Origin of the sequence: Bacillus halotolerans (assembly GCF_001517105.1) — a bacterium.
In the GTDB taxonomy this organism is placed as follows: Bacteria; Bacillota; Bacilli; order Bacillales; family Bacillaceae; genus Bacillus; species Bacillus halotolerans.
Genome location: NZ_LPVF01000008.1, coordinates 697,397 through 711,755, shown reverse-complemented (window position 1 = coordinate 711,755; position 14,359 = coordinate 697,397). Strand labels below are relative to the sequence as shown.

Here is a 14,359-nt window from a genome sequence, read left to right as displayed (position 1 = left end):
GGGATTGTGACTGGTAAAGCAGGCAAGACCTAAAATTTGCGTAAATGAAAAAGGATCGCTGTGTCCTTTCTTCGTTGGCGAATTTTAGGTCTTTTTTGTTTATAAAAGGGGGAGAAACAGATGGATTACAAAGAGACTGCAAAACGCCTCATTGAGCTTCTCGGAGGAAAAGAAAACATCATCAGCGCGGCTCATTGTGCGACAAGGCTGCGTTTAGTGATCAGGGATGAATCAAAGATTGACCAATCGCAAGTAGAAGAGCTTGAAGGCGTCAAAGGCGCTTTCAGCAGTTCAGGCCAATACCAGATTATTTTTGGAACTGGCCTTGTCAATAAAGTGTATGACGCTTTTTCTAAGGAAGCCGATGTAGAGCGTGAAGAACAAGTGAATCACCAGGATGCTGCTAAAGAGAAACTGAACCCTGCGGCGAGATTTGCGAAAACGCTTTCGAATATTTTTGTTCCGATCATTCCAGCCATCGTAGCCAGCGGCCTGTTAATGGGGTTATTGGGAATGATCAATGCCTTTCATTGGATGAGTAAGGACTCTGCACTGCTGCAGCTCCTCGATATGTTTTCAAGCGCGGCATTTATCTTTCTGCCGATTTTGATCGGGGTCAGCGCTTCAAAAGAGTTTGGAAGCAATCCGTATTTAGGAGTGGTCATCGGGGGAATCATGATACACCCCACTCTGTTGAATCCATGGGGTCTGGCGGAAGCGTCACCTGATTATATGCATCTTTTCGGGTTTGATATCGCGCTTCTCGGTTATCAGGGAACCGTCATCCCTGTTCTGCTGGCTGTTTATGTCATGAGCAAGGTAGAGAAATGGACAAGAAAAGTGGTTCCGCATGCGGTCGATTTGCTTGTTACGCCTTTTGTTACTGTCATTGTCACCGGTTTTGTCGCATTTATTGCCATCGGTCCTCTAGGAAGAGCGCTTGGCTCCGGTATTACTGTTGCTTTAACATATGTGTACGATCATTTTGTCGCAGGCCTTCTTTTCGGCGGCACCTATTCACTGATCGTCCTGACAGGTGTTCATCACAGCTTCCATGCGATTGAGGCGGGGCTTATTTCAGATCTTGGCAGGAACTATTTATTGCCGATTTGGTCTATGGCGAATGTCGCCCAAGGCGGGGCAGGCCTTGCCGTCTTCTTTTTAGCGAAAAAGGCAAAAACGAAGGAAATCGCTCTTCCGGCGGCATTTTCTGCTTTTCTTGGTATTACTGAGCCCGTCATTTTCGGGGTGAACCTTCGATACCGGAAGCCGTTTATCGCCGCGATGATCGGGGGCGCGTTGGGCGGCGCGTATGTCGTATTTACACATGTTGCTGCAAACGCTTACGGGTTAACAGGCATTCCGATGATCGCCATTGCAGCACCGTTTGGCTTTGGAAATCTAGTAAACTATATGATTGGAATGGTTATTGCAGCAGTATCAGCATTCATTGCGGCGTTTGTCATGAAAATTAACGAAGATGAGGAGAGAAAAAAATGACGGCACATGATCAGGAGCTGCGTCGCCGGGCTTATGAAGAAGTTGAGAAAAAAGAACATATCGCTGACAGCGATCCGCACCGCCAGCACTTTCACATCATGCCTCCGGTTGGTTTGCTGAATGATCCAAATGGCGTTGTGTATTGGAAAGGAGTCTATCATTTGTTTTTTCAGTGGCAGCCGTTTCAGACGGGGCACGGCGCAAAGTTTTGGGGGCATTATACGACACGCGATTTTGTGAATTGGAAGCGGGAAGAGATTGCGCTGGCTCCGAGTGATTGGTTTGATAAAAACGGCTGCTACTCGGGCAGCGCTGTTGTCAAAGATGACCGGCTCTATCTGTTTTACACAGGAAATGTCAGGGATCAGGATGGGAATCGGGAAACGTATCAGTGCCTTGCTGTATCGGATGATGGGCTGACCTTTGAGAAAAAAGGGGTTGTCGCCCGCCTTCCGGAAGGCTATACAGCTCATTTTCGCGATCCGAAGGTGTGGGAGCATGAAGGAAAATGGTATATGGTGATCGGTGCACAAACGGAGAACATGAAAGGCCAAGCTGTTTTGTTTACTTCCGATAACCTGACAGAATGGGCGTTTCTCGGCCCGATAACAGGTGCCGGCCTCAACGGACTGAACGGTTTCGGGTATATGTGGGAGTGCCCTGATCTGTTTTCTCTTCAAGGCTCCGAAGTGCTGATTGTCTCGCCCCAAGGACTTGAAGCGGACGGCTATCATTATCAAAATGTGTATCAATCCGGATATTTTGTAGGCCGGCTTGATTATGAAAAAACGGGGCTGATGCATGCTGCGTTTACGGAGCTTGATCAAGGCTTTGATTTTTACGCGCCGCAAACACTTGAAGACGATCAGGGACGCCGGATACTGTTTGCGTGGATGGCTGTACCTGATCAGGATGAGAAGGATCATCCGACGAAAGATTATCACTGGATTCACTGCATGACGCTGCCGAGACAGCTGACGCTATCAGGGGATAAGCTGATTCAGCAGCCGCTTCCTGAGCTGAAAGCGATGCGGAAAAATGGGCAGGAAGTTCAAATCAACATGTATGGATCGTCTGGTACGCTGCCAGTTGAAAATCCTGACAGAGCTGAGATTTTGATTGAAGACATTAATACGGAGTCTGGTTTTGAAATCGATATCCGCGCCACTGCCACATTCTCTTTTCAGAAGGAAGAAGGGCTTATCACGCTGACGCGCACAAGCTTTGACGGCACAAGAACAGAAGCGAGACATTGCCGAATCAGCAATCTGCACACAGTACACATGTTTATCGACGCGTCATCAGTGGAAGTCTTTATCAATCATGGGGAAGAGGTATTCAGTGCGAGATATTTTCCTTTCCCGGGAAATGATGAAGTGACAGCGAGGTCAAATGGAAAATCTGAAATGAAAGTCGGAATTTGGACACTTATGTAGAAAATCCTCCTATTTTCTTATGTGAAATCTGTGCCATCTGTGCTATTCTTCAACGATAACCTACTATTTTTTTCTGTAAAAGGAGTTGTTTTCTTGAATATACATGAACAGAAGATAACACCGGAATGTTTAGAACAGGCTGCGGATCATGTTGAGGATAAGCGGGAAGAATATAAGGATGTGCTTCTTCAGCTGAAAAAAATGCTACGGGGAACATCGCCGCATAGTGAAGCGGCAGAAACCCTTTCACGGGCATATGAACAAATGAAGGAATATGCGCTTTTTGTTCAGTCGATAGAGACATTTTTGAGGTCATCTGCGAACAATTTAAAAACCAAATAAACAGGCTGCCGATGTGATCGGCAGTTTTTTCTGTTGTAAAAGAGGACTACTTTCAAGTATGGAAGCGGCAGATGAAACGCACGAAGACTCTTGTGATATAGACATTTTTGAGGCGGACGGTTACGAAGATGTGAAATGGAATGCGACAGAGCGTCCCAATGTGTAAGATTGAAAACAAAAACAGGCTGCCTCTTTATAAGGCAGCCTGTTACGCTTATGATTGCTTATTCAGGCGCAATGCTGAATGCTTCGTAGGTCCGACATACTGATTCAGCGGGAAGGACTCTTTAATCGCAGCAGTAATAAATTCTTTCGCCGCGTAAATCGCTTCTTTGACTTCCGCACCTTTTGCGAGTTCTGCTGTCACCGCCGCGGAGAACGTACAGCCGGCGCCATGTGTATAAGGCGTATCAATCATTTCGCTTTCAAGGACTTCCGCTGTTTCTCCGTCATACAGAACGTCTACAGCTTTTTCGTGCTTCAGCTTGCCTCCGCCTGTAATCACAACATATTGAGCACCGAGGGCGTGGATTTTTTTCGCCGCTTCTTTCATGTCTTCAATCGTTTTTAATTCGCCCATGCCGCTGAGCTGGCTGGCTTCGAACAGATTTGGTGTAATCACGGTAGCGAGCGGTGCCAATTGTTCACGCAGGGCTTGCGCGTGCTCTGGATAAAGGACCTCATTTGCCCCTTTGCAAACCATAACCGGATCAATCACGACGTTTTGCAGTTGTTTTTCCTTGATCGTTTTCGCAGCAAGCTCAATAATGTCAACGGTTGGCAGCATTCCTGTTTTCATGGCGTCCACACCGATGCCGTCTACAATCGTTGCGAGCTGGGCGCGAATCGTGTCAGGATCGATCGGAAAGACTTGATGGTCCCAGCTGTTGTTTGGGTCCATCGCGACGATCACCGTTAAGGCCGTCATCCCGTATACGTTGTTTTCTTGAAATGTTTTTAAATCAGCTTGAATTCCCGCGCCGCCGCTGGAATCGGAGCCGGCAATCGTGAGTGCTTTATGCATAGACATGTGTTGAACCTCCATCAATGTTTTATATCTCATTATAGTTAGATTTTCTGCTTATCACAATATGAAAGGTTTATAGGAATCAATTGACAATATCAGGGTGATTTCGTAAAATGCTACATAAGAAAACTAGGTAGGGGTTTTGTCATGTTAAATCGTGAGCTGATTAAAGGCAGCACTGTGATATTGGTATTAACGCTCCTGAATGAGAGGCCGATGTATGGCTATGAGCTTGTAAAAGAGATGGGAAGCCGCAGCGATCATGAACTGCAGATGAAAGAGGGAACATTGTATCCTTCCCTTCATAAACTTGAACGGCAAGGATATATTTCTTCCTATTGGGAGAAGCAGGAGAAAGGGCCGGATCGCAAGTATTATCGGATTACAGAAGACGGCAGAGAGATTCTTGCAGAGCGCACAAAGGAATGGAGCGTGTTTTCAGCTATGATGGACCGAATGCTGAAGCGGGGCGGACAGAATGGATAAAGAGACTTATTTATATAAAGTGAAAAACGGGCTTAAAGGGGTTTCTGATTGTGAAGCGATGACCGAAGAGATCGAAAACCATATTGACCACCACTTGTTTCACTCCATTCAAGAGGGGAAGAGTGAGGCGGAAGCCATGGAATGTTTGCTTCAGGAGTTTGGCACACCGGATGAGATTGTATCTTCCTTTCAGAAAGAACAGCCTGTATCCGCCCGTACGTTTTTATTATTCCATCTTTTCTGCAATAATGCTTTATTTGCAGCAGGTATTACCATTACGGCATTGCATGCATGGTTAGAATCTTCCTTTGTTCATGCAGTGTGGAAAGGCATTTCTGTTTCAGTGTGGCTGATTTTAGCTGCTTATATTCTCTATTGGGTGCTGATTGGGTACCAAGGTGTCAGGGAGTTCGGGCAACGCGGTGAACGGCTTGTTTTACATACGATTCTTATTTCCATGGTGCCGAACGTTATTTTTATGTTTGTTTTTCTGTTTGATCTCGTTCCTGCTGCGCTGTTTCAATCCTTGCTGACACCTTGGTTTATAGGGGCGTGTGCTTGTGCTACGCTGTTATTTCCGGCGTGCGGGCGAATAGGCTGTTATTTTGGCAGGCGCCAGCTTGCCTGATTTTTTAGGTATATACATAGAATTTCTATGTAATGAGGGGGATTGTCATGAGACTCGGCTCTTGTTTATATGGTTTTGTTATTCATGTAGCTGTATTTTTGTTTGTGGGTGCCTCCATGCTTTTGGTTATGGCTGTGTCCGTACCGCTTGTTTTTTTGCTCGATAGGCTGCCAGATGTTGTTTTTACTGCTGGTGCAATCTTTTTTCTATTATTCTTCTATTCTCTAGGCTGGTTTTTGGCACTCAGGCTTGCTTGCCATCAACGCATGCGTCTGTTTGATGTTCAATTGGGGTCCTTTGTTCTGCTGGCCTTGCTGATTGGTTTGTTTTTGTCAGATGGAACGAGTGTTTCTGAAATTGTGAGGGATTGGGACGATGCAGGCTGTGCTTTTGTTCCGCCGGCCTTCACTTTTTTGTGCCTTTCTTACGCATTGGTGCTGCTGCCGGTCTATCAATCGAAGCTGTGGCATCTCGTCCTGCCGAATGGCGTCCGCCTGAAAGATGTCGTTCGTGTATGCGCAGATCTGATGCTGATTATGGTGCTTCTGGTGGGCGTCACATTGCTGTTTCTATAGTTTCCATTTCACAGTTCGGTAGGATCTTCCCACTGATCTCCCGTCCAATATATGTTTTAATAGTACATGACTATGAAAATGAGAAGGAGAGCATCATGAAGATTTCTATCGTAATTGTGACCTATAATCGGATTCCGGCTTTGTGCGAGCTGCTGGAGTCGATTTCGCAGCAGACTATGAAGCCGTATGAAGTCATTATTGTCAATGATGCCGGGGAATCGGTTGAGCGGGCCAAAGCACTGTATCCGGAGCTGCCGATTGTTGTGATTGATTTAGAGAAGAACTCAGGCCATGTGGCCGCGAGAAATGCGGGTGTCAAAGAGGTGTCAGGCGACTGTATCATGCTTTGTGATGATGATGATTTCTTCACGCCGGGCCATCTGGAAAGAATGGCGAAAGAAATGGAAACGGCAGATTTTGTTCATTCTGATGCCGAAATTGTTTCGTTTGAAGAGAAAAACGGAACAAGATATCCAGTGTCACGGAAATTGTTTGCTTATACCGCTGACTATGAGGATATGAGAGTGTTCTCGACCTACGTGCCGTCGGGCAGCATGTACAGACGTTTCCTGCACGATGAGATCGGGTATTTCGATGCTGATGTGCATAATTATTGGGACTGGGATTTTTACTTGCGTGCAGCGAAGGATTACCGGGTCAAGCGTGTGCCTTGTGCCAGTGTGATATATGCATTCAGTGACGCGGGAGACAATCAGTCCGCAGACCTTGGCGCCAAGCGGAAGCAATATTTGGATCGTTTAAGCGAGAAGCACGGACTAGGGGAACTGCCGACGAAAAACTTTGCCGTCCTGCTTGAAGAGCCTGACATGAAGAGACGGGAAGCACAAAGTGAGATTGTTTGGGATGGCAAACCTGTCTATTCCAGACTTCATCGTTCGTAAGGAGGTTTGCATCTTGAAACAGCTTTTACAGGACAGCTGGTGGGAACAGCTGAAGGAAGAGTTTGAAAAACCGTATTATCAAGAGCTGAGAGAAATGCTGAAGCGGGAATACATGGAGGAGACGGTCTATCCGGACAGCCGCGATATCTTTAATGCGCTGCACTATACGCCGTACGATGATGTCAAGGTGGTCATTCTCGGCCAAGATCCGTATCACGGGCCTGGACAGGCGCAAGGCTTAAGCTTCTCCGTAAAGCCGGGCGTGAAGCAGCCGCCTTCATTAAAAAATATTTTTCTCGAGCTTCAGGATGATATCGGCTGCAGCATACCGAATCACGGGTCGCTCGTCAGCTGGGCGAAGCAGGGGGTTCTTTTGCTGAATACCGTGCTCACGGTGCGGCGCGGACAGGCGAATTCCCATAAGGGAAAAGGCTGGGAGCGGCTGACTGACCGGATGATTGACGTGCTGAATGAAAGAGAGCGGCCGATCATCTTTATATTGTGGGGCCGGCATGCCCAAATGAAAAAAGAACGGATCGATACGTCCAAGCATTTTATCATTGAATCGACGCATCCCAGCCCGTTTTCGGCAAGAAACGGATTTTTCGGGAGCAGACCGTTTTCCCGGGCGAATGCGTGCTTGGAGAAAATGGGAGAAGCGCCGATTGATTGGTGTATAAAGGATTTGTAAAAAGCGCGGATCATCTGCGCTTTTTTATTTAAGTATTTTCCGAATCATTCGCAGCCCGTTTTTGGAAGAAGGATAACGAAAAGCGATGTCGAAGCGGTTCGTTTGTTTGACGACGCTTTTTTTGTGCGTAAATGTGTTAAAGCTGTCAAATCCGTGATAGCTGCCGATACCGCTTTCTCCGACGCCGCCGAATGGCAAATACGGTGTCGCGACGTGCATTAACGTATCATTGACACAGCCGCCGCCAAATGACAGATTCTCTAAAACAGCCCGCTCGATTTCTTTGTTTGTGGTAAAGACGTACAGGGCGAGCGGCTTCGGTCGCGATTGGACTTTCTCAATGACTTCATCGATATCACCGTACGTAAACAGCGGAAGAATCGGACCAAAAATCTCCTCCTGCATCACAGGAGAGTCATCCTCCACTTGATCAAGTATCGTCGGCGCTATTTTGTGGTGATCAGAATCAGATTGTCCGCCTGTGAGCGGGACGCCATCATTCAGAAAATCGAGCAGCCGCTGATAGTGGCGCTCACTGACGATTTTGCCGTACTGCGGATTCCGTTCGGGCTGAGGGCCGTAAAATTCATTGATTGCACGCTTCATTTCTTCTGTGAGCTTCGTTTTGATGTCTTCGTGGACAATTAAATAATCGGGTGCGATGCAGGTTTGTCCGGCATTTGTAAATTTCCCGAAGACAATGCGTTTGGCGGCAAGCTTGATGTCAGCATCCTTATGCACGATGCAGGGGCTTTTGCCTCCGAGCTCTAAGGTGACAGGGATTAATTGTTTGGCAGCCGCTTCCATGACAACTTTTCCTATGGCGACGCTTCCTGTAAAAAATATGTAGTCGAACGGCTGCTGTAATAAAGCTGTGCTGATGTCCGGCCCGCCTTCCGCCAAAGCGACATAATGATCCGGAAAAACGTCATGGATGAGATCGGAAAGAACAGCCGAAACAGCTGGCGTATATTCTGAAGGTTTGAGAACGACCGTGTTTCCGGCCGCAATGGCTCCGATTAATGGAGAAAGCGCCAGCTGCAAGGGATAGTTCCATGGCGCAATCACCAAGACGGTGCCATACGGCTCGGGGATAATGACACTTTTGGAACCGATAAGGGTCAATGGCGTTTTAACTCTTTTCGGCTTGGCCCATTTTTTCAGACGTTTCATCACAAAGCTGATTTCCTCCAGAACGATGCCGATTTCCGTTGAGTATGCTTCTTGTTCAGATTTGTGAAGATCCTGATAGAGAGCGGCTGTGATGTCTGCTTCATACGCTTTGATGGTGTGTTTCAATTTCTTTAAGACGTCCAGTCTTGAGTCAATTGATTTCGTATGCCCTGCCGCGAAAAATGCTTGATGTCTGCTGACAATAGAGGGGATGCTGTTCATAATTCTCTCTCCTCCCTGCGGGTCATGGTGATTCATTATGTGAAAAATGTCTTCTGCTTGTCAAATGCGAGGCGCTTGTCAGAAAAAATAACAAACTCTTGTCTGCGTTTGCGGCGGGAATTTGATAAAATGCAGGGAGACTACATTTTATTTTTGGAGGATTTTTTATGAACATTCATATATCCGCTTTGATTCAGAAGATGGAAGAGGAATTGAAGAAAGCAAAGACGGCTGAAGGTGATGAGGAGCTGAAGCGTCACGTGGCGGTCGTCCGTTCTTTGTGCGACGTCGTACTGGATCAGCCGGAGACGGGGAGCGCGCCGCTTATTCAGCCGAGTGTCACGCCAAATCCTTCGGCGCCGCCTTCGACAGACCAGCTGCTGATGGAAAAGATGATGGGCAACGCGGGATTAAACAAATATCGGAAGCAGGAAAAAGATAAGCAGGAAGAGGATGGAAACGGAGAGTCTTTATTTGATTTTTAATCAGAAAGGTTGAGCTTACGTGAAATTGGTTCTTGGCGCTCTGCAATGGACAGCGTTTATGATTGCCGCGGCGATTGTTGTTCCGGTGGCGGTTGCCCAGTCGTTTCATCTGGATCATTCAGATTCTGCACGGCTGATTCAAAGCACTTTTTTTGTATTGGGAATTGCCGCAGTTATTCAGTGTTTGAAAGGACACCGGCTGCCTATAAATGAAAGCCCTGCCGGCTTGTGGTGGGGAGTGTACACGATCTACGGCGGCCTGACCGGAACGGTGTTTGCGACATATGGCGAAACATTGCGAGGCTTGCAGGGGGCGCTTCTTGTAAGCGCTGTATGTTTCTTTTTGTTAAGTGTCTTCAAGGTCATTGACCGGCTTGCTGCCTTGTTTACTCCGGTTGTGACAGGGGTCTATTTGCTGCTGCTCGTCATGCAGCTGAGCCAGCCGATAATAAAAGGGCTTCTCGGCATCGGCTATTTAAAAGACAGCGTGGACGGTCTTGTATTTGTCCTCGCGCTGGTTGTCGTCACCGCAGCTTTTATCATGACAAATTCTCATATCGTTTTTTTAAAGCAATATTCTATTTTATTGGCCCTTTTCGGCGGATGGGTGCTGTTTGCTGCTGCGGGCGTTGCGAAACCGATCGAAATGCCGGATCGGCTGTTTCAGCTGCCGTCTCTGTTTCCGTTCGGTGCCCCGTTATTTAACAGCGGCCTAGCCATCACCTCGGTTTTTATTACGATCCTGCTGATCGTTAACATGCTGGCAAGTATGAAGGTTGTGGACATTGCGGTGAAAAAATTCGGCAAACAGACAGATGGAAAGCATCATGAGCGCCCTGCCGGTTTTGCGGCTGCATTCAGCCATTTGCTGAGCGGTTTGTCTGGAGCCATTGCACCGGTTCCGATTTCGGGAGCCGCGGGTTTTATTGAAACGACAAAGATGCCTTCTAAAAAGCCGTTTGTTCTCGGCAGTATGCTGGTCGTTTTCATCAGCGTGATTCCGTTTTTTATGAATGCGTTTGCGAGCCTGCCGTCACCCGTTGGATTCGCAGTAAACTTTGTTGTGTTCTCGGCAATGGTTGGTTTGGCGTTTACTGAATTTGATTCCTATGAGAAATCAGAGCTGAAAAGAGTGCGGGCTGTGATCGGCATTTCACTGCTTACAGGTGTCGGCATTATGTTTGTGCCAGAAAGTGCATTAAAGGATATGCATCCGGTGTTTATTTCTCTGTTAAGCAACGGGCTTGTCTTAGGGACGCTTGCTGCAATAGCGATGGATCAGTTTCAGCTTTGGCGCAGGAGAAAATCCGACAATCTCGTGTCATCAGAGAACAAACATTGAATTTTCATACAGGTGCGATATGATAATTGATATGAGTTTAACGAAAAGGCGGGAGAGAATAGATGAAAATATTTCTCATATTAGGCGCTATTAATGCCATGCTTGCCGTGGGCCTCGGGGCATTTGGCGCACACGGATTAGAAGGGAAAATTCCCGATAAATATCTTCAGGTGTGGCACACAGGCGTGCAGTATCATATGTATCACGCGCTGGGGCTTTTTGTTGTCGCGTTTCTTGCGGATAAACTGTCTGGCATCGGCAGCGTCACAACAGCCGGCTGGCTGATGTTTGCTGGGATTGTGCTGTTTTCCGGAAGCTTATACATCCTCAGTGTGACGCAAATTTCCATTCTCGGGGCAATCACGCCGCTTGGCGGTGTGGCGTTCATTATTTCTTGGATCATGATCGTTGTCGCAGCCGTCAAATATCTATAAAGAAAAAAGCCAATCCTCATGATTTTGAGTGATTGGCTTTTTTCTTTATCTTGGCGAATAGGATGACATCGAGTATGGGTAGGTATATGCAATTTCTTCATCAAAGGTAACGTAATCAAGATAGATCGTCAGCAGAAGATAGCGGGTTCCTGTCTTTGGATCGCTGATAATAATGTGATCCCGGCCCGCAGCCTCGATGACGCCGCGAAAAATCTTTGATCCCCACTCTTTGCTGTTTTCAAATGTCATATAGATGGTAGCCGTTTTTCCCCTGTTCAGGCGCAGTATATTCTCGATATATGATTCCTCGACAGGCAGCATGCCGGGAATGTTTTGGCCGCCCGATGGCGTCGGCCCCGATGGAATTTGAAACCCGCCGCCCTGGCCCTGCTGCTGAGTGGGGAAACCGAAGCCTTGCTGCCCCTGCTGCATGGGCATTTGCTGCATTTGTCCCATCGTCTGCATTTGTGGACCTTGCATTTGCGGGCCTTGCCCTTGCGGCTGCGGGTACGGATTTGGACCGAATTGAGGCGAATACCCCTGCATATCATATCCCTGCATTTGCTGATATTGATTTTTTTCGGTTTCATATCGTTCCTCCTTTTTATGAAAACCATTCAGAACATGTTCCGGATGTATAAATAAACGATCCGAGATAACTCACCTCCGATGACAAACGATCTTAGTCGCTAGTGCGATTTTTATCTCTTTCACCTTATGAGGCCAAAGCTTGGAATATGCTGAAAAAAAGAACAGTGAGCGTGCCGATTTCTCTGGCCGATCACTGTTTTTTCAATGGACCTACACAATCTTTTCGCATATTGGTCTGTATTCCTAGCGCAACTTGCGCTTAAGCAACATAAGATAACGTTAGTTTCAGGTGTGGAAATTCAAGAAGGAGGTGTAGGATTTGCCGAAAGTTTCAGTGATTATGACGAGTTATAACAAAAGCGATTATGTGGCAAAGTCCATTTCAAGCATACTCTCACAAACTTTTTCTGATTTTGAATTGTTTATTATGGATGACAACTCAAATGAAAAGACGCTGAATGAAATCCGTCCCTTTTTGAATGATAACCGTGTGCATTTCTATCAAAGCGATGTATCTGGAGTGAAGGAAAGAACGGAAAAAACGAGATACGCGGCCCTGATCAACCAAGCGATTGAGATGGCAGAGGGTGAATATATCACCTATGCGACGGATGACAACATCTATATGCCGGATCGGCTGTTAAAGATGGTGCGTGAACTCGATGGTCACCCGGAAAAGGCTGTGATCTACTCAAGCTCGAAAACCTATCATTTAAACCAGAATCGAGACATTATAAAAGAAACTGTCAGGCCCGCCAGTCAAGTAACGTGGAACGCTCCGTGCGCAATTGACCATTGCTCGGTGATGCACAGGTATTCGGTGCTCGAGAAGGTAAAGGAGGCGTTTGGCTCTTATTGGGATGAAAGCCCGGCGTTTTACCGGATCGGTGATGCCCGGTTCTTTTGGAGAGTCAATCATTTTTATCCGTTTTACCCGCTGGCCGAGGAGCTTGATCTGAACTATATTACAGACCAATCCATTCATTTTCAGCTGTTTGAGTCAGAAAAAAACGAGTTCGTTCGGAATCTTCCTCCGCAGCGCAACTGCCGCGAACTGCGTGAATCATTAAAAAAGCTTGGAATGGGGTGAGAGTGTGTCGGCCTATTTAAGCAATTATTGGGTGCTGTACCGGAAGTATGCGGAGCTTTTTGACAGGCTTCGCTACAAGGGGATTCCGCTCGGGCTTATCAGTAATTTTTACCAATACATCAGCCCTGAGCTGAGAGTGATGATGGAAGAAGAACCGGAATTATTCGGACCTGCGGATCAGCATATCGATGAAGGTCAGATTCAGACGTTTTTTGAAGAGAAAAAACAGAGCATTGCCAAAACAAATGACGCGCCTGTTAAGGGAAAAGTGATCTTGCATTTTGATCACCTTCGTTTTGTAAACGAAAATTACTACCAATTTGATCCTGAGAAAACAGCTGTTTTGGCAAGATGGAGTATGCCAAATTATTGCGATTTGCCTGTGATCAGCAAGCCTGAAGTGGCTGCTTCATGTGAAAAAGGCGACCCGAAGCCATATCTTGAAAAGGCTTTTTCGATTCTTTCGGCTTATGACGACCACCCGGCATTCGGTGATCAAGCATTTCGTGAACGGCTTTTCAAGGATATTCCTTTGTTCATGGAAGCCATTGACACAGTAGATGCTTTATTCACGAAAGAGAACATTTCTGCCGTTGTTGTAGGAACGACAGAAGACATTTACAGCAGGGTGCTCGCTCTTATGTGCGAAAGGAGAGGGGCCGTGAGCATCTGCCTTCAGCATGGAGCGCTGATGGGTGATGAAGCTTTCTTGCCCGTTTTTACAACCTATCAGGCTGTTTTTGGCGCATATGAAGCTGGTTGGTATCAGCAAAAAGGCTGCAAACCAGAACAGATTCTCATAACGGGTCATCCCCGCTTTGACGAAATTTTTAACAGGACACCTATGGACATGTCAGTATTTTATCGAAAGCTGGCCTTTCACCCGTCTAAAAAAATCGTTTTGATCGCGACACAGCCTTTCTCCGAGGAATTTTATTCAAGTGTGTTAGATGAGCTTTCCACGCAAAAACAGCTGCAAATCATCATTAAACCTCACCCATGGGAAATTGGAAAAAACAAGCTGGATCTGTATCATGCGGCGGCAAAAAAACATAAAGCATGCAGAGTCATCAAAAAAGAGATGGATCTGTACGATATTCTGATGTATGCTAACGCCGCTGTAACACAAACCTCAACGGTGGGCCTTGAGGCCATGCTGTTTCAAAAGCCCGCACTGATCGGGAAATCGACCGGAAACCGCACGTATCCGTATTACGAGTCTCTTGGCGATTTTTTATTTGAAAAACCGGAGGAATTAGCGCGCACCCTGATTGAGGTTCTTCAAAATCCCGCCATGTATCAGAAGGCAGAAGCGGCGCGTCTGTCATTTACGGCTTCTAATTACCCGGTTACTGAGTCGACGCTCGCCTTGTTTTCGGAACTGAAAGCAAAAACAGGGGTTGATTACAGGCGGGATCATTCTGAATAAAACGAT

At 46.7% G+C, this 14,359-nt stretch carries 16 protein-coding genes; 13 read left to right on the top strand and 3 right to left on the bottom strand.

What is annotated here, in order from left to right:
• Positions 1–120 precede the first annotated feature (120 nt).
• From scrA to AU387_RS06080, 3 genes are all read left to right on the top strand, one after another.
• Complete coding sequence (scrA, locus tag AU387_RS06090) at positions 121–1,500, top strand: PTS system sucrose transporter subunit IIBC (RefSeq protein WP_059335192.1); 1,380 nt, start codon at positions 121–123, stop codon at positions 1,498–1,500.
• Positions 1,497–2,936 carry a sucrose-6-phosphate hydrolase gene (gene sacA, locus AU387_RS06085; RefSeq protein ID WP_059335191.1) on the top strand — a complete coding sequence of 480 codons (1,440 nt, stop codon included), beginning with the start codon at positions 1,497–1,499 and terminating at the stop codon, positions 2,934–2,936. The genes scrA and sacA overlap by 4 nt, the downstream gene beginning before the upstream one ends.
• 93 nt (positions 2,937–3,029) lie before the next feature.
• Positions 3,030–3,278 (top strand): hypothetical protein, encoded by a 249-nt coding sequence (locus tag AU387_RS06080; protein ID WP_044159914.1) that lies wholly within the window; start codon positions 3,030–3,032, stop codon positions 3,276–3,278.
• 214 nt (positions 3,279–3,492) lie between these two features.
• Here the strand turns inward: AU387_RS06080 and AU387_RS06075 are convergent, their stop codons facing one another.
• Positions 3,493–4,308 carry a bifunctional hydroxymethylpyrimidine kinase/phosphomethylpyrimidine kinase gene (locus AU387_RS06075; protein WP_059292282.1) on the bottom strand — a complete coding sequence of 272 codons (816 nt, stop codon included), beginning with the start codon at positions 4,306–4,308 and terminating at the stop codon, positions 3,493–3,495.
• A 144-nt stretch (positions 4,309–4,452) separates the two neighbouring features.
• On the opposite strand from AU387_RS06075, the gene AU387_RS06070 reads away from it, so the two are divergent.
• From AU387_RS06070 to AU387_RS06050, 5 genes are all read left to right on the top strand, one after another.
• Positions 4,453–4,791, top strand: a complete 339-nt coding sequence (locus AU387_RS06070) for a PadR family transcriptional regulator (RefSeq protein ID WP_044159912.1) — start codon at positions 4,453–4,455, stop codon at positions 4,789–4,791.
• Positions 4,784–5,419, top strand: coding sequence for a permease prefix domain 1-containing protein (locus AU387_RS06065; RefSeq protein ID WP_059292283.1), 636 nt, complete (start codon positions 4,784–4,786; stop codon positions 5,417–5,419). Before AU387_RS06070 ends, AU387_RS06065 begins: the two co-directional genes overlap by 8 nt.
• A gap of 47 nt (positions 5,420–5,466) precedes the next feature.
• Positions 5,467–5,994: a hypothetical protein gene (locus tag AU387_RS06060; RefSeq protein WP_059335190.1), complete on the top strand. Its 528-nt coding sequence runs from the start codon at positions 5,467–5,469 to the stop codon at positions 5,992–5,994.
• A 95-nt stretch (positions 5,995–6,089) separates the two neighbouring features.
• A complete protein-coding gene (locus AU387_RS06055) occupies positions 6,090–6,896 on the top strand; it encodes a glycosyltransferase family 2 protein (RefSeq protein WP_044159906.1) in 807 nt (268 codons plus the stop codon).
• A gap of 13 nt (positions 6,897–6,909) precedes the next feature.
• Positions 6,910–7,587: a uracil-DNA glycosylase gene (locus AU387_RS06050; RefSeq protein ID WP_059335189.1), complete on the top strand. Its 678-nt coding sequence runs from the start codon at positions 6,910–6,912 to the stop codon at positions 7,585–7,587.
• A gap of 24 nt (positions 7,588–7,611) precedes the next feature.
• Here the strand turns inward: AU387_RS06050 and AU387_RS06045 are convergent, their stop codons facing one another.
• Positions 7,612–8,982: an aldehyde dehydrogenase gene (locus AU387_RS06045; protein WP_059335188.1), complete on the bottom strand. Its 1,371-nt coding sequence runs from the start codon at positions 8,980–8,982 to the stop codon at positions 7,612–7,614.
• Positions 8,983–9,149: 167 nt separating this feature from the next.
• Between AU387_RS06045 and AU387_RS06040 the strand changes: the two genes are divergently transcribed.
• From AU387_RS06040 to AU387_RS06030, 3 genes are all read left to right on the top strand, one after another.
• Positions 9,150–9,467 carry a YwdI family protein gene (locus tag AU387_RS06040; RefSeq protein ID WP_059335187.1) on the top strand — a complete coding sequence of 106 codons (318 nt, stop codon included), beginning with the start codon at positions 9,150–9,152 and terminating at the stop codon, positions 9,465–9,467.
• A gap of 19 nt (positions 9,468–9,486) precedes the next feature.
• Positions 9,487–10,809 (top strand): purine/pyrimidine permease, encoded by a 1,323-nt coding sequence (locus AU387_RS06035; RefSeq protein WP_059335186.1) that lies wholly within the window; start codon positions 9,487–9,489, stop codon positions 10,807–10,809.
• A 62-nt stretch (positions 10,810–10,871) separates the two neighbouring features.
• A complete protein-coding gene (locus AU387_RS06030; RefSeq protein WP_044159897.1) occupies positions 10,872–11,243 on the top strand; it encodes a DUF423 domain-containing protein in 372 nt (123 codons plus the stop codon).
• A gap of 45 nt (positions 11,244–11,288) precedes the next feature.
• Here the strand turns inward: AU387_RS06030 and gerQ are convergent, their stop codons facing one another.
• A complete protein-coding gene (gene gerQ / locus AU387_RS06025) occupies positions 11,289–11,804 on the bottom strand; it encodes a spore coat protein GerQ (RefSeq protein WP_059335185.1) in 516 nt (171 codons plus the stop codon).
• A 349-nt stretch (positions 11,805–12,153) separates the two neighbouring features.
• Between gerQ and spsA the strand changes: the two genes are divergently transcribed.
• Together spsA and AU387_RS06015 are read left to right on the top strand one after the other, a co-directional pair.
• Positions 12,154–12,924: a spore coat dTDP-glycosyltransferase SpsA gene (gene spsA / locus AU387_RS06020; RefSeq protein WP_044159893.1), complete on the top strand. Its 771-nt coding sequence runs from the start codon at positions 12,154–12,156 to the stop codon at positions 12,922–12,924.
• Between the two features lie 4 nt (positions 12,925–12,928).
• Entirely contained in the window at positions 12,929–14,353 is a 1,425-nt protein-coding gene (locus AU387_RS06015) for a CDP-glycerol glycerophosphotransferase family protein (RefSeq protein ID WP_059335184.1), read from the top strand.
• Positions 14,354–14,359 lie beyond the last annotated feature (6 nt).